Genomic DNA, 17,718 nt, shown 5'->3' with positions numbered 1-17,718 from the left:
CAGTTTCTGTGTTCTGTGATGGTTCAACGGTAGCTGAAGCCGTGGCTGTGGTCGGGGCATTCGACATGCTGCGGCTGGTATCTGTTTGCCGCCACGACGTCCGTGCCCATGAGCGCATATCGCGGCTCGAAGAGGCGGTTGAGATGCGCTTCGGCTCCAAGTGAATCGAAGACGCGCAGTTCGGAATCGACGAGATCGAAGAGGGTGAACTCGGCGCGCGCGCCGACGGTCAGAAGCCCGTCCATCGGCAGGCGAATGACCGAGGCCGGAGCCTGCGTCACGGCCTCGACGACCTTTTCGAACTGCATGCCGACGCTCAAGAGCTTCGACATGGTGGTGCCGAGGTCCCAGACTGACTGGTTCATGCTGCGCAGGTGCACATCGGTGGAGATCGAGAAGGGCAGCAGGCCGCGGGCAATGGCGACTTCCGCGACGCGGAACGAAAACGACGCGCCGCCATGGCCGATGTCGAGCCGGATGCCTTCGCCGGCGCAGCGCTCGGCAAGCTCGAACAGGTCTTCGTCCTCGATGATGCTACTGCCGGCCTTGCCGTTGAAGCAATGGGTGACGATGTCGCCGGGGCCGAGGATTTCAAGCACTTCGTCATAGAGCGCCGGCGGTTCGCCAACATGCACCATCATCGGGATCTTGAGGATCTTGGCGATCTTCTTGCCGAGCTTGACCGGGGTTACGCCCCAGGAGCCGGTGATCACGTGGCTGGCGCGCACTTTCAGGCCGACGATATGCTCGCGGTTTTCCTGGTAGCAGGCGATGATGCGGTCGATGTCAATCGAGCGGATGTCGCTGAGCTCGCTGACGCGGTTGCAGGCGACGAGGCCGATCGAGCCGAGATTGAGGAAGGCCTTGATGCGCTCGCGCGCCGGCTCGATGATGTATTCGCGAAAACCATGGAAGTTGGCTTCGCCGGCCGAACCGGCGTCGACGATGGTGGTGACGCCGCGCTCCATGCCGCAGAGTTGCGGCCGGACCGAAATGTCGGTGCCGCCATGCCAGACATGGGCGTGCAGATCGATCCAGCCGGGCGAAATCCAGGCACCCTTGCCGTCGATGCGCTGGGTGCCTTCAGGCGCCGACAACTGGCTGCCGATGCGGGCAATGGTGCCGTCGCCACCGATCAGGATGTCGACGGTTTCGCTCGGTGCCGCCATGCCGAAGGCGACGGGCTTCACGTTGCTGATCAGCACGGGGCTGGTGCTACGGGTTGCGGTGGGCATGGATCACAGGTCCTTTCTGAGGCGGGGGTCGAGCATGTCGCGCAAACCATCGCCAACCATCTGCAGGGACAGAACCGAAAGCACGATGGCGATGCCGGGAAACAGCGTCACCCAATCGGCCTGTCCGATATATTGCCGGCCCGAGGCGATCATCGTGCCCCAGGTCGGGATCTCAGGACTGACGCCGACGCCGAGGAAGGAAAGCCCGGCTTCGGCCAGCATGGCATGGGCAAACAGGAACGTGCCCTGCACCAGGATCGGCGAGAGCAGGTTGCGCAGCACATGCCGCGTCATGATGTGCGGCGTCGAGATGCCGAGCGCGCGAGCCGCCTCGACATAGGGCAGCTCGCGGATCACCAGCGTCGAGGCGCGCACCACCCGCGCCAGCCGCGGCGCGTAGACGACGCTGAGCGCGACGATCACCGTCGTCAGCGACGGGCCGAGGGCGGCGACGAGCGCGATCGCCAGCAGGATATCGGGAAAGGCCATCATCGCGTCGATCAGGCGGGCGATCGGCGCGTCGAGCTTCGGAAAGAAGCCGGCGACGAGGCCCATGACGACACCGACGATCGTTGCGAGCGTGACGACGGCGGCGCCGACGAGCAGCGAAAGCCGGCCGGCATAGAGCGTGCGCGAAAACACGTCGCGCCCGAATTCGTCAGTGCCGAAGAACCATTGCAGGCTCGGCGGCGACAGGCGGTTGACGATCGACAGCTTGCCGGGCGCATAGGGCGCGATCAGCGGCGCGAAGACGGCCAGGAGCACGAAGACGACGAGAACGAAGAGACCGAAGGCAACGGTCTTGCGCTTGAGCAGGCGGCGCAGGAACTTGGCACGCTCGCTTGCGACAGGGGTTGATACGGTGGCGGTCATCAGTAGCGAACCCTTGGATCAACGAGGAGATAGAGCATGTCGATCGCGAAATTGATCAGCACGTAAAGAGCGGCGATGACGAGCAGCGCGCCCTGGATCACAGGGTAGTCGCGCCTGAGCACGGCGGAGACGACGAGATTGCCGACGCCCGGAAGGCCGAAGACGGTTTCTGTGACGACGGCGCCGGAGATCAGAACCGCGGCGGTGAGACCGATGATGGTCAGGATCGGGATGAGGGCATTCTTCAGCGCGTGTTTCATTACCACCTTGCGTTCGCCGAGACCCTTGGCGCGGGCGGTGCGGATGAAGTCGTCGCCGAGCACATCGAGCATCGAGGCGCGGGTAAAGCGCAGGATCAGCGCCGAGGAGACGACCCCGAGCGCAATGGCCGGCAAGGTCAGATGGTACATGCGCTCTGCGAAGGATGAACCCGGCCCGCCGTAACCCGAAACCGGGAACCAGCCGAGGCGGACCGCGAGGAACTGGATGAGGATCAGGCCGAGCCAGAAGCTCGGAATGCTGGCGGCAAGCATCGCCAGCGTGGTGGCCGCCTGGTCGACGAAGGAGCCGCGGCGGTAGGCGGCGTAGATGCCGATCGGCAGCGCAATGCCGCTGGCGATCAGAATCGAGAACAGGGTCAGGAAGAAGGTCGGCTCGGCACGCTCGGCAAGCGCCGAAGTGACCGGCTGGTTGAGGAAGATCGACTGGCCGAGATCGCCCTGCAGCAGCTGCCCGATATAGTAGACATATTGCAGGCCGAGCGACTGGTCGAGACCAAGCTTGGTGCGCAATTCGGCGATGTCTTGCTGCGTCGCTTCCGGTCCGAGCATGACGGCGGCGGGATCGCCGGGTGTCACGCGGACGATGACGAAGACAATGGTGACGACGAGCGCCATGACCACGATCATGCCGAACAGGCGCTGGAGAATATAGCGTATCATGGGTGCCTCGAACTTCTTCCGCACGGGCACTGGCAAGGCAGCGCCGGGCTATCCGGCGGGCAGCAATCCGTGAAGGGAAAGACCGCCCGCCGAAGGCTTCAAGTGGATGAAAGCTTACTTCTTGATCGAAGCGTTCCAGAAGTAGGGCCACGGCGCGGGGGAGACGCCGTCAAGCGTCTTGGTCTTTGCCGACAGGGCGTTGAAGTCGCCGATCTTGATGAACGGCACTTCCTCGTAGATCACCTTCTGGACGTCGGCCCAGAGTGTGACGCGCTTGCCAGCATCCGATTCGGCGTTGAAGGCATCGACGGCCTTGGCGCGGGCCGGCGTATCCCAGTTTCCGGGCGCCTTGGTCGACATCATGCCGATCAGCGCCGGTTCCGGCAGGAACGGGCTGTGGGTGATATAGATATCCCAGAGTGTCGGGTCGGCGCGGCGCTGGGTGAGCGTTGCCCAGTCGACCACCTGCAGATCGACGGTGAAGCCCGCGAGCTTCAGATACTCGGCGGCGACCTGTGCCATTTTGTAGTGGAACTCGTACTGGCGGCTGGTCAGGATGCGCAGCGGCTCACCCTTGTAGCCGGTAGCCTTCAAGAGTTCGCCTGCCTTTTCCGGATCGGCGACATTGTAGCCGCCTTCCGTGCCGGCTTCGGTGCGCCAGACATACTGCGCCGGGTAGAGGGCGGCATCGAGCGCGTAGAAGTCGGTGCTGCCGAAGGCGGCCGCCATCATGTCTTCCATGCTGAGTGCGGCGCGGATCGCCTTGCGCAGTTCCAGATTCTTGGTCATGCCGTTGCCTGAGTTGAGGACAAAGACAGGCCAGCCGAAAGGCTGCAGCATCACAGGTTCGGAAGCGCTCGAGCCTTTCACCCGTTCGAAGGATTCGACCGGCAGCGAATCGACGTAGTCGTACTGACCGGAGACGGCGGCCTCGACACGGGTGTTCGGGTCGGGAACCGGCACGAAGCGGATCTCGTCGGCATACTGGTGACGCGCGCCGCCATAACCGTTGCTTTCGCCCTCGGGCGAGACATAGCCGTCGTAACGCTCAAGCTGGATGTACTGGTCGGCCTTGCGCTCCTTGAGCTTGTAGGGGCCGGTGCCGACGAAATCGACCATCGGCTCAGCCTGCTTTTCCGAAGGCAGTACGATTGCCGCGGAATTGTTGAAGGCGAGCAGCGAGACCAGCGGCGCATAGGGGGTGTTGAGCGAGATCTTGACCGTGGTCGGGTCGACGGCCTCGATGCCGGCGATCGTCGTTGCCGTCTGCTTGCCGCGCGAGGCGGTCTTCGTCCAGCGCTCGAGCGAGGCGACGACGTCGGTCGCATCCATGTCGGTGCCGTCATGGAACTTGACGCCGGAGCGCAGCTTGATCGTGTAGGTTTTGCCGTCGGCGCTGATTTCCGGCATGGCCACAGCCAGAAGCGGCGTCGGCTTCCAATCCTTGTCGAAGGTGTAGAGCGTCTCGAACATATGCTGCGAGACGATGCCGACCAGGTCGGCCGTCGAAGCCATAGGGTCGAGCGTCGGCGGCTCGCCGACCGTGGCGACGTTGATGACGCCGCCCTTTTCCTGCGCGAAGGCGAAGGACGAGGAGGCGATGAGTGCCGTTCCCAGAAGCAGTGCAATCCTTGCTGATTTCATCTTATGTTCCTCTCTTATAGTTATATCATAGTTATGTATTAAGATACTTTATATTGGAATGATAAGGTCAGCCTTACGGAAATGTCAAGCCGCAGCCAAAACCGACGGTCATCATGGCAGCGGGGCCGGCGACGCTGATCAGTCAGGGGAGGGATCGATGAGGGAGCACTTTTCGCTTTGGGCGGGCACGCATTGATCAAGCGGAGCGCGCTGCTCGACGCTTGAACACGACGAAATCGGCTGTCCTGCGCTCAGGAAAGTGCTTGCCTTACATCAGGTTATGCTTTCACCCGCCGCCCAGACGGGCGGCAGGGCCTTCATCGCAGGTTTACCGATAAGGCGAGTAGCAGGCGCGGCGGGCGCCATAATAGGGCTGGAAGGTATTGTCCCATGCCCGGTAGGAGCTGTATCGACTGTAGCACCAGCTCGTATGGGCGTTGCCGCCATAGTACCGTCTCGGCTGGGCCATCAGCCCGCCGATGATGGCGCCGGCGGCAAGGCCGCCGATGATCGCGCCTACATTGTCATCGTCGTCGTCGTCATCCCAGTGGCGGTGACGGTAATAGCGCCGATCGCCCCGCCATCGGTAGCCATCGTATCCGCGATACCAGCGGCGGTGATAGTACTGCACGGTCTCGACGTCGGAGATGCCTGCCTTCATGGGTGTTACCGACGGGAATGCCTGTACCGGGGCTGCGCTGGAGAAGGCCGTTGCCAGCGAAAGCGCAACAATTGCCAGCTTTTTCATTGGCTTCACCATTTCCTTTCATTGGGGAAATGGATGAGGGCATGTTTTGTGCCGGAGAACGGGCAGAAACTCACGGCTTCGTGAATGCGCGGCAATCGGTTGGCTAGACGCTGAACTCTTCGAGCCTCTGCATGAAAATGCCGAAGCCGGCGCGGCGATAGGTGTCCTGTGCCTTGGCGTGATCCCAGGTATCCGTGTGCAGCCAGACGCGATCCGGTGCCCGATCCCAGATGGCACGCAGTGAGCCATCGAGAAGAAACGGCCCCAGCCTTCTTCCCTGCGCTTGCGGGATCAGGCCGAAATGGGTGAGTTCGACATCGGAAGTGTCAGCGCGCTCGAATTCGCAGAGCCCGACGGCACTGCCTTCCACCCGCAGGATATAGAGCGCGGTCGACGGGCTGCGCAAAAAGGCATCGAGCTCATCGGCAGGCATGCGCAGTCGCTGATCCCAGCGCAAAGGTTCGGCGACTGCGCGGTAGAGCGAGAGGAATTCCTCTGCTGCCAAGCGCTCAGGCGCAAACGCCGTGCCCTCGACAGGCGGCAGCAAAGGCTCGCCAGTCGGCCGAGTGCGCATTTCCATGTAGGTCACAAGCAGCTGAACCATGATCGCTTACATCGGCATCGGGTGCATCGGCATCGCAAGAGCCGGCTCGGCGGAGCGTCGCGCCTGTGATTTGTCCTGCTGACGAGAAGGATGGTGATCCCGGCGCGATTCGAACGCGCGACCCCCAGATTAGGAATCTGGTGCTCTATCCTGCTGAGCTACGGGACCACTCGGATAGCACCCATACAAAAGCAAGGCCTCTTCGCCAAGTGTTTTTGCGCGGTGCCTTCGCGAAATAGGGCATGGCGTGCGGTGCCGGGAATGCAGGGGATTGCGGAAGGCGCCTGTCCAATCCGGTTTCCTCCTCTACCGAGGCGTGCCGAAATCGGGGGCTGGTGTTTCCCGTCTTTCGGATGCTAAGCAGTGATCAGCGCCGGCTTGAGGAGGCTGGCGCTCCTTCATGCGACCTTCACCCAGAGACCTGATCCAGACATGTTCATCGGAATTGATTGGGGCGGCACGAAAATGGAAGTCATCGCGCTTGATCGCGATGGTGAAACGCGCGCCCGCCACCGCGTCGCGACCCCGACCAGCGGCTATGACGACTGCATTCTGGCCGTTCACGGCCTTGTTGCCGCCGCCGAAAAGACGGCGGGCGAACAAGGATCGATCGGCATCGGCATTCCCGGCAGTCCCAATCCGCGCACCGGTATCGTGCGCAACTCCAACGCTGTGCTGATCAACGGCAAGCCGCTCGGGCGCGACCTCGAACAGGCGCTCGGCCGCAAGGTGCGGCTCGCCAACGACGCCAATTGCCTGGCGGTGTCGGAGGCAGTCGACGGTGCCGGCAAGGACGCGCAGACAGTGTTCGGCGTGATTGTCGGCACCGGCCATGGCGGCGGGCTGGCGATCGGCAAGAAGGTGCATGCCGGCTACCAGGGCGTCGCCGCCGAAATCGGCCACTATCCGCTGCCATGGATGACCAAGGACGAGTATCCCGGCCACAAATGCTGGTGCGGCAAACACGGCTGCCTCGACATGTACGCCTGCGGCACCGGGGTCGAGCTCGACTATCGCCTGACCACCGGCGTCGAAAAGCGTGGTCGCGATATCATCGAGGCGAAGCGGGCCGGCGATCCGGCGTCAACAGGCGTCTACAATCGTTTCGTCGACCGGCTGGCGCGCAGCCTTGCGCTTTTGACCAACATCGTCGACCCGGATGTCTTCGTGCTCGGCGGGGGCATGTCGAATGTCGACGAGATCTATGAGGATGTGCCGCCGCGGGTGGTCAACTACCTCTTTGGCGACAGTTTCGAAACGCCTGTTCGCAAGGCGATGCACGGGGACAGTTCCGGCGTGCGCGGCGCGGCTTGGCTCTGGAAGGATTGAGCGGAGGCTTCATGAATATCGACAATGATCTCAAGCGCATCGGCCAACAGGAGCGCGAGCTGCAATTCGACAGTTTCGACCTGGAAATGGCATGGCAACTGGGCACGACGTTGCGCCGCATGGCCGCCGAACGCAAGCTCGGCGTCGTCATCGATGTCACGCTGTTTTCGATGCAGGTGTTTTATACCGCGCTTGAGGGCGCGACGCCTGACAATCCGAACTGGGTGCGCCGCAAGCGCAACACCGTTTTTCGCCTGTTCAAGAGCAGCTACTCGACCGGCCTCGGGCTGTTGAAGCAGCAGACCAATCTGCAGGCGAAGCTCGGGCTTCCGGATGCCGAATATGCGGCCCATGGCGGCAGTTTCCCGATCGTCGTCAAGGGCACGGGCTGCATCGGTGCGGTGACCGTGTCCGGCCTGCCGCAGCGCGAGGACCACAACATGGTGGTCGAGGCGCTGGCCGAGCTGCTCGGCAAGAACCATGATGAACTGAAGCTCGAGGGCTGAACCGTTGCCGCAGGATATTTTCTCGCAATCCGCTATCTTGTCGGCGTGGCTGGCCGAAAGGGCCCTGCCGCTCTGGCGCGAAAAGGGCGTCGATGCCACGGGCGGCGGTTTCGCCGAAACCATCGACATGGCCGGCGAGCCAACGCGGGCCAATCGCCGGGCGCGGGTGCAGCCGCGTCAGGTCTACTGTTTCGCCGAGGCCGGCAGGCGCGGCTGGGCGGGCGACTGGAAGAGTGCCGCCGAGGGCGGGCTTGCCTATTTCGATCGGGTCTATCTGCAGCCGACGGGCTTTTACGGCGCGCTTGCGGATGCCGACGGCAACCTCATCGATGCCGCCTTCGACCTCTACAATCAGGCTTTCGCGTTGCTGGCCTTTGCCTATCTGGCCGAGGTCTTCCCCGAGCGCAGGCCGGAAATGATCGAGCGCAGCAACGGTTTGCGCCAACGCATCGAGGCCCACTGCAAGCACCCGCTCATCGGCTTTGAAGAGGACGATCCGTCGCGGCTGCCGCTCTGCTCCAATCCGCACATGCATCTGTTCGAAGCGTGCCTGGCGAGCGAGGAGGTCGTCGGCTTTGATCGCGTCGCCTGGTTCAACCTTGCAGACGAGATCGCGCATCTGGCGATGGATCATTTCATCGACGGCGGTACCGGCGCGTTGCGGGAGTTCTTCGACCACGACTGGGCGCCGTTCCCGGGTGACAAGGGGCGTATCGTCGAGCCCGGCCATCTGTTCGAATGGGCGTGGCTGTTGCTGCGCTGGGCCGAGCGGCGCGGCAATGCCGAGGCGATCGTCAAGGCGCGGCGGCTGTTTGCGATCGGCGAGGCGCACGGCATCTGCCCGACCCGCAATGTCGCGGTCATGACGCTCTTCGACGATTTCTCGGTCGCCGACCCGATCGCACGGCTTTGGCCGCAGACGGAATGGCTGAAGGCTTCGGTTCGTTTTGCAGCCCTCACAGAAGGCGCGGAGCGTGAGCGCTATCTCGCCTCGGCGGCGCGGGCGGCTTCGGCACTCAACCTGTTCCTGGAGACACCGGTGGCCGGGCTGTGGCGCGACAAGCAGAAACCAGATGGCAGTTTCGTCGACGAACCGGTGCCGGCGAGCAGTTTCTACCATATTCTCTGCGCCATCTATGAAACGCAGGATTGCCTCGGCCGTCTTTAGAGCATTTCCAGGAAAAGTGCGAAGCGGTTTTCCGTCAGGAAATGCGGAAAAACGAAGCGACAGAGCGTTTCCGCGGCTCAATTTAAGCCAGAAACGCTCTGAGTTTGTCTTCTGATGGCATTCGCATGGCTCGCTGCGGTCGCGGCGGGCCATTTTCTTTGCCGTGGCGTTCACCCAAAAGGCGGAATCGCCTTTCTGTCGCTCCTGTGCGCAGACTGAAACCGCATGCGCCAAGGCTACCAAGCCAACGTCATTGCGGCAAATTAAATCCGTTCATATGTTGACATAAAGATGTCTTTATGTGATTGACTTGACTATTGCTTGTCGTTTTCAGAACGGGAGATTTCCCATGTCCGCCATCGACGCCCTTTTCGGCGACCTTTCCTCCAAGCCGGATGGCTCCGAAGTCATGCGGGCGCTGAAGCAGGCGGCCAGCGAGCGCATCCTGATCATGGATGGTGCAATGGGCACGGAAATCCAGCAGCTGGGTTTCGTCGAGGATCACTTCCGTGGCGATCGCTTCGGCGGTTGTGCCTGCCATCAGCAGGGCAACAACGACCTGTTGACCCTGACGCAGCCGAAGGCGATCGAGGACATCCACTATTCCTACGCCATCGCCGGCGCCGACATCCTGGAAACGAACACGTTCTCCTCGACCCGCATTGCCCAGGCCGACTACGGCATGGAAGACATGGTCTACGACCTCAATCGTGACGGCGCCCGCCTGGCGCGCCGGGCGGCAAGGCGCGCCGAAGCGCATGACGGCCGTCGCCGGTTCGTCGCCGGAGCGCTCGGCCCGACGAATAGGACCGCGTCGATTTCGCCTGACGTCAACAATCCGGGCTACCGGGCGGTGACCTTCGACGATCTCAGGATCGCCTATGCCGAACAGATCCGCGGCCTGATCGACGGCGGCGCCGATATCATCCTGATCGAGACGATCTTCGATACGCTCAACGCCAAGGCGGCGATCTTCGCCACCAAGGAAGTGTTCGCAGAGAAGGGTATCGAACTGCCGGTGATGATCTCCGGCACGATCACCGATCTTTCCGGCCGTACGCTGTCGGGCCAGACGCCGACGGCGTTCTGGCATTCCGTGCGCCATGCCGAGCCTTTCACCATCGGGCTCAACTGTGCGCTCGGCGCCAATGCCATGCGCGCGCACATCGACGAACTTTCGAGTGTCGCCGACACCTTCGTCTGCGCCTATCCGAACGCCGGCCTGCCAAACGAATTCGGGCGATATGACGAGACCCCGGACCAGATGGCAGCCCAGGTCGAAGCCTTTGCCCGCGACGGTCTCCTCAACATCGTCGGCGGCTGCTGCGGCTCGACGCCCGCCCATATCAGCGCGATCGCCAAGGCGGTTGCCAAACACCCGCCACGCCTGATCCCCGATGTCGCGCCGCTGATGCGGCTCTCGGGCCTCGAGCCCTTCACGCTCACCTCAGACATTCCCTTCGTCAATGTCGGCGAGCGCACCAACGTCACCGGCTCGGCCAAGTTCCGCAAGCTGATCACCGCCGGCGACTATTCCGCAGCGCTCGATGTCGCCCGCGATCAGGTCGCCAACGGCGCGCAGATCATCGACATCAACATGGACGAGGGCCTGATCGATTCGAAGCAGGCGATGGTCGAGTTCCTCAACCTTATCGCTTCCGAACCTGATATCGCCCGCGTGCCCGTCATGATCGATTCGTCGAAGTGGGAGGTGATCGAGGCCGGATTGAAATGTGTCCAGGGCAAGCCGCTGGTCAACTCGATCTCGATGAAGGAAGGCGAAGAGGCGTTTCTGCATCACGCCAGGCTTTGCCGCGCCTATGGCGCTGCCGTCGTCATCATGGCCTTCGACGAGGTTGGGCAGGCAGATACCAAGGCGCGCAAGGTCGAGATCTGCACCCGCGCCTACAAACTGCTGACCGAAGAAGCCGGCTTCCCGCCCGAAGACATCATCTTCGACCCGAACATCTTTGCCGTCGCGACCGGCATCGAGGAACACAACAACTACGGCGTCGACTTCATCGAAGCAACGCGCGAAATCATTGCGACGCTGCCGCATGTGCACATCTCCGGCGGGGTCTCCAACCTGTCGTTCTCCTTCCGCGGCAACGAACCGGTGCGCGAGGCGATGCACGCCGTGTTCCTCTACCATGCCATCCAGGCGGGCATGGACATGGGCATCGTCAATGCCGGCCAGCTTGCCGTCTATGACGGCATCGATGCCGAGCTGCGCGAGGCCTGCGAAGACGTGGTCCTGAACCGCCGCGCCGATTCGACCGAACGCATGCTGGAGATTGCCGAGCGCTATCGCGGACAGGGCGGCGCCCAGGCCAAGGAGAAAGATCTTTCCTGGCGTGAATGGCCGGTCGAAAAGCGACTCGAGCACGCGCTGGTCAACGGCATCACCGAATATATCGAGGCCGATACCGACGAGGCGCGGCTTTCGAGCGCCCGGCCGCTGCATGTCATCGAAGGTCCGTTGATGGCCGGCATGAATGTCGTCGGCGATCTTTTCGGCTCGGGCAAGATGTTCCTGCCGCAGGTGGTGAAATCGGCGCGCGTGATGAAGCAGGCGGTTGCCGTTCTGCTTCCGCACATGGAAGCCGAGCGGCTGGCCGCCGGTGGCGAAGGCGAGCGCCAGAGCGCCGGCAAGATCCTGATGGCGACGGTCAAGGGCGACGTGCACGACATCGGCAAGAACATCGTCGGCGTCGTGCTTGCCTGCAACAATTACGAGATCATCGATCTCGGCGTCATGGTGCCATCCGCCAAGATCCTCGAGGTGGCCAAGGCGCAGAAGGTCGACATCATCGGCCTTTCCGGCCTGATCACGCCATCGCTCGACGAGATGGTGCATGTTGCCTCGGAGCTCGAGCGCGAAGGTTTTGATATCCCGCTGTTGATCGGCGGCGCGACGACGAGCCGGGTGCATACGGCGGTCAAGATCAATCCGCGCTACGACCGCGGCCAGACGGTCTACGTCACCGATGCGAGCCGTGCGGTCGGGGTCGTCTCCAGCCTGTTGTCGTCGGAAGCCAAGGGCTCTTACGTCGAGACGATCCGCGCTGAATATCGCAAGGTTGCCGACGCCCATGCTCGCAACGAGGCGGAAAAGCGCCGCCTGCCGCTATCGCAGGCGCGCGCCAATGCTCACAAGATCGACTGGAGCGGCTATCAGGCCAAGGCTCCCTCGTTTCTCGGTACGCGGGTGTTTCAGGGGTGGGAGCTGGACGAGCTGGCGCGCTACATCGACTGGACGCCGTTCTTCCAGACCTGGGAACTGAAGGGCGTCTATCCCAAAATCCTCGATGACGAGAAGCAAGGGCAGGCCGCACGTCAGCTGTTCGAGGATGCGCAGGCCATGCTTGCCAAGATCATCGCCGAGAAATGGTTTGCCCCGAAGGCGGTCGTCGGCTTCTGGCCGGCCGGAACCGTCGGCGACGACATCCGGCTGTTTACCGAGGAAACGCGCGGCGAGACGCTCGGCACCTTCTTCACGCTGCGTCAGCAGCTGAGCAAGCGCGACGGGCGACCGAACGTGGCGCTGTCGGATTTCGTCGCACCTGTCGACAGCGGCAGCAGAGATTATCTCGGCGGCTTCGTCGTCACGGCCGGTATCGAGGAAGTGGCGATCGCCGAGCGCTTCGAGCGCGCCAACGACGACTATTCGTCGATCATGGTCAAAGCACTGGCCGACCGGTTCGCCGAAGCCTTTGCCGAGCGCATGCATGAATACGTGCGCAAGGAACTCTGGGGTTATGCTGCGGACGAGACATTCTCGCCGCAGGACCTGGTCGGTGAGCCCTATGCCGGTATTCGCCCGGCACCTGGCTATCCGGCTCAGCCCGACCATACGGAAAAGGAAACGCTGTTCCGGTTGCTCGACGCCGAAAAGGCGATCGGCGTGACCTTGACCGAGAGCTTTGCGATGTGGCCCGGTTCGTCCGTCTCCGGTCTCTATGTCGGCCATCCCGAGGCCTATTATTTCGGTGTCGCCAAGGTCGAGCGGGATCAGGTGGAGGATTATGCGGGGCGCAAGCGTATGCCGGTGCGCGAGGTCGAACGCTGGCTGTCCCCGATCCTCAACTACGTGCCGATGCCCGAAGCAGAGGCAGCCGAGTAATCTCGGGAATCCAACAATAGTGCTGGCGGGCAATCATGCCCGTCAGTCTCGCGCTTGAAGCGAGGCGGTCTGCAAGGCCGGCCATGCGGCGAAACCGTCTTTCCCACTTGCCTCAATCCAAGATGAAACTGCGCCGAGCGCTTGGCGATGCCGGCACTTGCCGATTTCTTGAAGCCTCTATGCTTTCCTGAACTGGGCTATTGCTCTGTATTCGTCGTTTATGGTCGGTAGCGCCAATATATTTCTTGAGGCGCCCAAAAATAATGGGATGGAAATTCCGAAAGGATTCCAATCGAAACGAACGTGATTCAACGTTGTTTTTCGGCAGTGCCGCTGCATTTCGGGCCGTATTCCAAATGAAACATTGAAAATCCCGAAAAAAGAATTATATGGGTGCAATCGAATATTGCTTGCGACCTTTGTCAAAGCGCTGAAAAGCGTTGTCAGATTTCCTCTCAACATCGACACGGCTCGGCGAATACCCGTCGAGCGAAATCAACGATTGAAAGGAGATCGTTATGAATTCAGGCACTGTAAAGTGGTTCAATGGCACCAAGGGTTTTGGCTTCATCCAGCCGGATGACGGTACGACCGACGTGTTTGTTCATGTTTCCGCTGTAGAGCGTGCAGGCATGGGCTCGCTGGCGGAAGGCCAGAAGGTCACCTACGACATCGTCCGCGACCGCAAGACCGGCAAGAACTCTGCCGACAATCTCCGGGCGGAATGAATCGTCATCTGCCTCCCCCGACCACGGATGTACTGGCTGGGGACGTTTGATTGACGGGAAGAGGTCGGGTGAAGCCCGGCCTTTTTGCGTCCGGACCCTGCACATTCCGGGGAAGGAAACTATCATGACCCGCAGAATTTGTGCCGTTGGCGACACGGTGACCGTAAGGGCCGATTTCACCAAGCTGGCACCCGCCGTCAGGACGTGCCGGATCATCGGTGTTCTGCCCGCCGACCACGGCGAGACCCAATATCGCGTCCGTTTCGACGGCGAGAACTTCGAACGTCGCATCGTTGCAAGCGACGTCGAGACCACTGAGGCGGCCTCTCCCATCGAAGAGGGACCGTCGCGCATCATTGCCAAGGGTGAACCCTGGCTGAAACCGTCGCGCATCCGGATCGGAAGATAGCTACAGCAATCTCGGTCCGCCGATGTGCGGCCCCAACCAAAGGGAAGGATACATCTTGCAGGTACTCGTCAGAGACAACAACGTCGACCAGGCACTCCGCATTCTGAAGAAGAAAATGCAGCGCGAGGGACTGTTCCGCGAATTCAAGGCGCGCAGCGCCTATGAAAAGCCGTCGGAAAAGCGCGTTCGCGAAAAGGCCGAAGCCGTTCGTCGCCAGCGCAAGCTCGCGCGCAAGAAGCTTCAGCGCGAAGGCCTGCTGCCGGCACCGAAGAAGGCTGTCCGCACCCGCTAAATCTGAGGTACCGATGCCGATTTCGGCATCGGTCCACGCCCGAGCGAGGAGGTACGCATGACGTCGACGAAGAAAGATCTTTTCAAGCCTGAGCGTTTGTCGGCAGCCGACAAGGCTGCGGCGACCGACCATACGGCCCGCGGTATCGTTGCGGCGGAAAAGCTGGCGCGCGAGAAGAAGACCGAAAAGCTCAAGGCTCAGCGGTTGTTGCAGGAGGCTGACGCCGAACCCGTGGCCCCGGCGCCCAAGCGCCAGCCGGCACGCAAGCGCACGAGCGCCTGATTGCGCTCATCGGCCGGGCGCAGCCATTGCCCGGCAATGTTCTGCCAACCAAGCCCGACATAACCTCCTTGATAGATCGTCCGCCCGCCGCGCATCCCACTCGACGCGCGGCTAGGCAATGTTTGTGCAGTTGGTTCCAACGCCGGGCTAGTTGACCGCGCTCGGCTCAGGAAACTGCCACTTTCCATCCAGTATTTCCTGCCGCGGCCGATAGAGACGCACCGCGTAGTTCCAGCCCTTGGTTGTCGGCAGGCAGTTGGCGATCTTGCCGTCGCAACCGCCGAACTGGATCGCCACCGTGCCATCATCGCCCTTCTTCGCGGTGATATCGTTGACCGTGTAGGCATCATACTTGTTCTTCTCGAAATACCCGGCAGCATTGTAGACGCTCACCGACCAGAATGCGTCGACGGGCACGTCTTTCACATCGAGCTTGTACACAGTCGCGCCGTCATTTTTGGTCGGCGTGATGTTGAGATAAACCGCATCCTTATCCGGATTCCCGCCCCAGCCCGACGCCGTGCCGATCAGATGGCGAACGGGATCGACTTGCTCCTTGGTCCCGAAGGCTTTCTTGAAGTCGGGCATCGTCGCGCCGAGCACGAGCAATGCCTCGCGCACCGTCTTCTGGCTCGCCGGATCCCAGGCGGGGACCTCGAAGCTGCCGCTCTTCGCCTGACTGGCCTTGATCGCGTCCTGCAAGGCATGGACCGCTTCGATATCCTTGGCGTCGGCCGGGTCGACGAGCGTGCGAATTGCCACGACGACATAGCGCGTGCCGACACCCTCCTTCGTCAGCGTGTGCTCTCCGGCATCGTAGACGACCTCGGGCACGTAGTGATCCTCGTTGATCACCTGCATCGACATGAAGCGCTTTCCTGCATCGGGCAGCGTGATGGTGACAGGACCGGCATCAAGGTCGAACACCGCCGAGGAATAGAGCGTGTCGCGGTTGAGGCGTATGACCGTCTGGTTGTCGATCGAGGCGGGCTCGCGGCGGTGCAGGAACTTGCCCAGCGCCCCGTCCTTGACCATGGCCGCGGCATACATGTCGCTCTCGGCGCGGATGAAATTGTCGACTCCGACGATTACAGGATCTGCGGCGGTGGCCGGCAGGATGCCGATCAAGGCAAGGGTCGCCGCGAGAGCAACAGTGGTTCGAAATGTATTCATGCTGGTCATCCTCTCTGCTCATGTCGCAGATTTCAGTGGCGGGGCTTTCCATTTGCCGTCGAGGGCATCGGGTTTTGGCCAGTAGAGGCGCATCACCACGAAGAACGGGCCCTTGGGAGCCGGTAGCCAATTGCTCTCCCGATCTGCGCCTGGGCTCTCGTTCTGGACATGAAGCGTCAGGCCGCCGTCGGCATCCTGCTTCAGGCTCGGGAGCATCGGCGAATTGATGAGATAACGGTTGAGCGGATTGGCGTAGAGCAGGCTTGCCGGCAGTTCGTAGAGCGTCAGCGACCAGAAGGCATTGACGGGGGGCAGTTGGCCGTGTTCGAAGCGCAACGCATATTTGCTCGCGCCGGAGAGCGGTTGCTTCTGATCGTCGATGAAATAGGCAGGATAGATCGCCTCTTCCTTGGAGTTGCCGTAGATGCCGAGCACAGCACCGGACATGCGCTGCATGTAGTCGTTCTTCAGGAAGGCTCGGGTTCCGAAGCAGTCGGCGCTCGAGAGCTTGCCGGTATCGATCATGGTTTCCTTGTGTTCCTTAAAGGCCGCCCAGCCGTCGGCCATGCCGTCGGTGATCGCCTTCTGGATATCCGGCGGGAAGGCCGTGAAGTCGAATGTCTTGCCAGCACCGATGTTGAGCTCGGAAAAGCGTGCCATCAGCTCCTTTTCCGAAGGATCGGTCGGGCAGAACTGCAGAATGAAGTTGAGTTCGCTGAAGACCTCGGGCGACGTCTTTTCCTCCTCCGCACTGAGCGGCGTGAAGAAGTCGACGGCGGGGGCGGGCGCAGGCGCCGGCTTTCCGAGAAATGCCGACAAGGGCTCGACCTTGTAGCCGGCCTGGATCTTCTTGACGTTCTCGATATCGCCAGGATTGAAGAGCTGCGTGCGGTAGAGCACGAAGGCAAACTCCGTTTCCGAGCGGATGACGTCCTTGATGCCGGGAGGGGTTTCGCCCTTCCAGTTCGGCCCGGCAAGCAGGTAGCTGCCGGCATCGTTGCCTGTCGCGCGGCTGCCGACATAGGCGAAGTTGAAGGTGTACTGTTCGATGAACTGAAGCGAGTAGTACCGTTCCTTCTCGATTGCCGGCACGGTGAACACCAACGGTTCGGCCCTGAGATCCGCGCCGACATAGGAGTAGGGCGTGTCTGAATTCGGCGTCTGGATCGCCTTGTCGTCCGGCGTATAGACCCGGGCATTGTTGAACAGCGTGTTCCACGGCGCCTTGAACTCCGGCCCGCCGGCGTCGACGAAATAGGAATGTTGCACGCGGTAATTGTCGACCAGCGGAAATCCGTAGATCGTTGCCTCCTTGGCGATCGCCCGCGCGTCATCAGGCGTGAGGGCCGCATCTGCGGCGAAGGACGGCAAGGCTGTCACATGGGGAAGCGCGGTAGCAAGCGCGCCGTACATCAGAATGGTCCGTCGTTTAATCATGGCAAAATCCTCCGGATGAGCGCGCAAAGCAGATAACCGAAGGACAATCCGACGGCATGCGCAAAGCCGTGCGGGGCCAGCAATGCTTCGATGGTGCGCGATGGGCGGAAAACCGCAAGTACGTAACAGTTACTACGGTGCTGGTGCCGTTCGCTGCCGACGCGATGGCGGCGCCTGACGACCTGCGGTAACATCGTCGCTGGAATACATCGCACGTGAAGAGACC

At 61.8% G+C, this 17,718-nt stretch carries 17 protein-coding genes and 1 tRNA gene; 9 read left to right on the top strand and 9 right to left on the bottom strand.

Going from position 1 to position 17,718, the window contains the following annotated elements; all coding sequences use genetic code 11:
• Positions 1 to 23 precede the first annotated feature (23 nt).
• From IB264_RS16950 to IB264_RS16920, 7 genes are all read right to left on the bottom strand, one after another.
• A complete protein-coding gene (locus IB264_RS16950) occupies positions 24 to 1,235 on the bottom strand; it encodes an amidohydrolase/deacetylase family metallohydrolase (protein ID WP_025425008.1) in 1,212 nt (403 codons plus the stop codon).
• A gap of 3 nt (positions 1,236 to 1,238) precedes the next feature.
• Complete coding sequence (locus IB264_RS16945; protein WP_025425007.1) at positions 1,239 to 2,108, bottom strand: ABC transporter permease; 870 nt, start codon at positions 2,106 to 2,108, stop codon at positions 1,239 to 1,241.
• Positions 2,108 to 3,049 carry an ABC transporter permease gene (locus IB264_RS16940; RefSeq protein WP_025425006.1) on the bottom strand — a complete coding sequence of 314 codons (942 nt, stop codon included), beginning with the start codon at positions 3,047 to 3,049 and terminating at the stop codon, positions 2,108 to 2,110. The genes IB264_RS16945 and IB264_RS16940 overlap by 1 nt, the downstream gene beginning before the upstream one ends.
• A 114-nt stretch (positions 3,050 to 3,163) precedes the next feature.
• A complete protein-coding gene (locus tag IB264_RS16935; RefSeq protein WP_025425005.1) occupies positions 3,164 to 4,693 on the bottom strand; it encodes an ABC transporter substrate-binding protein in 1,530 nt (509 codons plus the stop codon).
• Between the two features lie 328 nt (positions 4,694 to 5,021).
• Complete coding sequence (locus IB264_RS16930) at positions 5,022 to 5,441, bottom strand: BA14K family protein (RefSeq protein WP_038576546.1); 420 nt, start codon at positions 5,439 to 5,441, stop codon at positions 5,022 to 5,024.
• Positions 5,442 to 5,544: 103 nt separating this feature from the next.
• Entirely contained in the window at positions 5,545 to 6,045 is a 501-nt protein-coding gene (locus IB264_RS16925) for a GNAT family N-acetyltransferase (RefSeq protein ID WP_025425003.1), read from the bottom strand.
• Positions 6,046 to 6,136: 91 nt separating this feature from the next.
• Positions 6,137 to 6,213: transfer RNA gene (locus IB264_RS16920), tRNA-Arg, on the bottom strand.
• Positions 6,214 to 6,477: 264 nt separating this feature from the next.
• On the opposite strand from IB264_RS16920, the gene IB264_RS16915 reads away from it, so the two are divergent.
• The 8 genes from IB264_RS16915 to IB264_RS16880 all read left to right on the top strand — a co-directional run bounded on the left by IB264_RS16915 (position 6,478) and on the right by IB264_RS16880 (position 14,882).
• Positions 6,478 to 7,374: an ROK family protein gene (locus IB264_RS16915; protein WP_025425002.1), complete on the top strand. Its 897-nt coding sequence runs from the start codon at positions 6,478 to 6,480 to the stop codon at positions 7,372 to 7,374.
• An 11-nt stretch (positions 7,375 to 7,385) separates the two neighbouring features.
• Positions 7,386 to 7,880, top strand: coding sequence for a heme-degrading domain-containing protein (locus tag IB264_RS16910; protein ID WP_025425001.1), 495 nt, complete (start codon positions 7,386 to 7,388; stop codon positions 7,878 to 7,880).
• A gap of 4 nt (positions 7,881 to 7,884) precedes the next feature.
• Positions 7,885 to 9,048: an AGE family epimerase/isomerase gene (locus tag IB264_RS16905; protein ID WP_025425000.1), complete on the top strand. Its 1,164-nt coding sequence runs from the start codon at positions 7,885 to 7,887 to the stop codon at positions 9,046 to 9,048.
• A gap of 349 nt (positions 9,049 to 9,397) precedes the next feature.
• The gene (gene metH / locus IB264_RS16900; protein WP_025424999.1) at positions 9,398 to 13,171 is read left to right on the top strand and encodes a methionine synthase; all 3,774 of its coding nucleotides are present in this window, start codon (positions 9,398 to 9,400) and stop codon (positions 13,169 to 13,171) included.
• Positions 13,172 to 13,689: 518 nt separating this feature from the next.
• Positions 13,690 to 13,899: a cold-shock protein gene (locus tag IB264_RS16895; protein WP_025424998.1), complete on the top strand. Its 210-nt coding sequence runs from the start codon at positions 13,690 to 13,692 to the stop codon at positions 13,897 to 13,899.
• Between the two features lie 124 nt (positions 13,900 to 14,023).
• A complete protein-coding gene (locus IB264_RS16890) occupies positions 14,024 to 14,308 on the top strand; it encodes a hypothetical protein (protein WP_025424997.1) in 285 nt (94 codons plus the stop codon).
• A 55-nt stretch (positions 14,309 to 14,363) separates the two neighbouring features.
• Complete coding sequence (gene rpsU, locus IB264_RS16885; RefSeq protein ID WP_025424996.1) at positions 14,364 to 14,600, top strand: 30S ribosomal protein S21; 237 nt, start codon at positions 14,364 to 14,366, stop codon at positions 14,598 to 14,600.
• A 57-nt stretch (positions 14,601 to 14,657) separates the two neighbouring features.
• Positions 14,658 to 14,882: a hypothetical protein gene (locus IB264_RS16880; protein WP_025424995.1), complete on the top strand. Its 225-nt coding sequence runs from the start codon at positions 14,658 to 14,660 to the stop codon at positions 14,880 to 14,882.
• Between the two features lie 147 nt (positions 14,883 to 15,029).
• On the opposite strand, the gene IB264_RS16875 is transcribed toward IB264_RS16880, so the two are convergent.
• On the bottom strand, positions 15,030 to 16,055 hold the full coding sequence (locus IB264_RS16875) for a DUF1254 domain-containing protein (protein WP_025424994.1): 1,026 nt from the start codon (positions 16,053 to 16,055) through the stop codon (positions 15,030 to 15,032).
• 18 nt (positions 16,056 to 16,073) lie between these two features.
• Complete coding sequence (locus tag IB264_RS16870; protein WP_057210812.1) at positions 16,074 to 17,468, bottom strand: DUF1254 domain-containing protein; 1,395 nt, start codon at positions 17,466 to 17,468, stop codon at positions 16,074 to 16,076.
• An 80-nt stretch (positions 17,469 to 17,548) separates the two neighbouring features.
• Between IB264_RS16870 and IB264_RS35155 the strand changes: the two genes are divergently transcribed.
• Positions 17,549 to 17,683 (top strand): hypothetical protein, encoded by a 135-nt coding sequence (locus tag IB264_RS35155; protein ID WP_255569867.1) that lies wholly within the window; start codon positions 17,549 to 17,551, stop codon positions 17,681 to 17,683.
• Positions 17,684 to 17,718: the final 35 nt, after the last annotated feature.

The organism is Ensifer sp. ENS11, assembly GCF_014851895.1.
Taxonomy (GTDB): domain Bacteria; phylum Pseudomonadota; class Alphaproteobacteria; order Rhizobiales; family Rhizobiaceae; genus Ensifer; species Ensifer canadensis.
Note: the sequence above shows the minus strand (reverse complement) of the source record. Positions and strands in the feature narration are given on the sequence as shown.

Bases quoted from the DNA above. Each gene is read 5' to 3' on its own strand.
- IB264_RS16925 (WP_025425003.1), bottom strand. From the start codon at position 6,045: ATGGTTCAGCTGCTTGTGACCTACATGGAAATGCGCACTCGGCCGACT.
- metH (WP_025424999.1), top strand. From the start codon at position 9,398: ATGTCCGCCATCGACGCCCTTTTCGGCGACCTTTCCTCCAAGCCGGAT.
- IB264_RS16945 (WP_025425007.1), bottom strand. From the start codon at position 2,108: ATGACCGCCACCGTATCAACCCCTGTCGCAAGCGAGCGTGCCAAGTTC.
- IB264_RS16875 (WP_025424994.1), bottom strand. From the start codon at position 16,055: ATGAATACATTTCGAACCACTGTTGCTCTCGCGGCGACCCTTGCCTTG.
- IB264_RS16935 (WP_025425005.1), bottom strand. From the start codon at position 4,693: ATGAAATCAGCAAGGATTGCACTGCTTCTGGGAACGGCACTCATCGCC.
- IB264_RS16915 (WP_025425002.1), top strand. From the start codon at position 6,478: ATGTTCATCGGAATTGATTGGGGCGGCACGAAAATGGAAGTCATCGCG.
- IB264_RS16880 (WP_025424995.1), top strand. From the start codon at position 14,658: ATGACGTCGACGAAGAAAGATCTTTTCAAGCCTGAGCGTTTGTCGGCA.
- IB264_RS35155 (WP_255569867.1), top strand. From the start codon at position 17,549: ATGCGCAAAGCCGTGCGGGGCCAGCAATGCTTCGATGGTGCGCGATGG.
- IB264_RS16895 (WP_025424998.1), top strand. From the start codon at position 13,690: ATGAATTCAGGCACTGTAAAGTGGTTCAATGGCACCAAGGGTTTTGGC.
- IB264_RS16940 (WP_025425006.1), bottom strand. From the start codon at position 3,049: ATGATACGCTATATTCTCCAGCGCCTGTTCGGCATGATCGTGGTCATG.
- IB264_RS16890 (WP_025424997.1), top strand. From the start codon at position 14,024: ATGACCCGCAGAATTTGTGCCGTTGGCGACACGGTGACCGTAAGGGCC.
- IB264_RS16910 (WP_025425001.1), top strand. From the start codon at position 7,386: ATGAATATCGACAATGATCTCAAGCGCATCGGCCAACAGGAGCGCGAG.
- IB264_RS16870 (WP_057210812.1), bottom strand. From the start codon at position 17,468: ATGTACGGCGCGCTTGCTACCGCGCTTCCCCATGTGACAGCCTTGCCG.
- IB264_RS16950 (WP_025425008.1), bottom strand. From the start codon at position 1,235: ATGCCCACCGCAACCCGTAGCACCAGCCCCGTGCTGATCAGCAACGTG.
- IB264_RS16930 (WP_038576546.1), bottom strand. From the start codon at position 5,441: ATGAAAAAGCTGGCAATTGTTGCGCTTTCGCTGGCAACGGCCTTCTCC.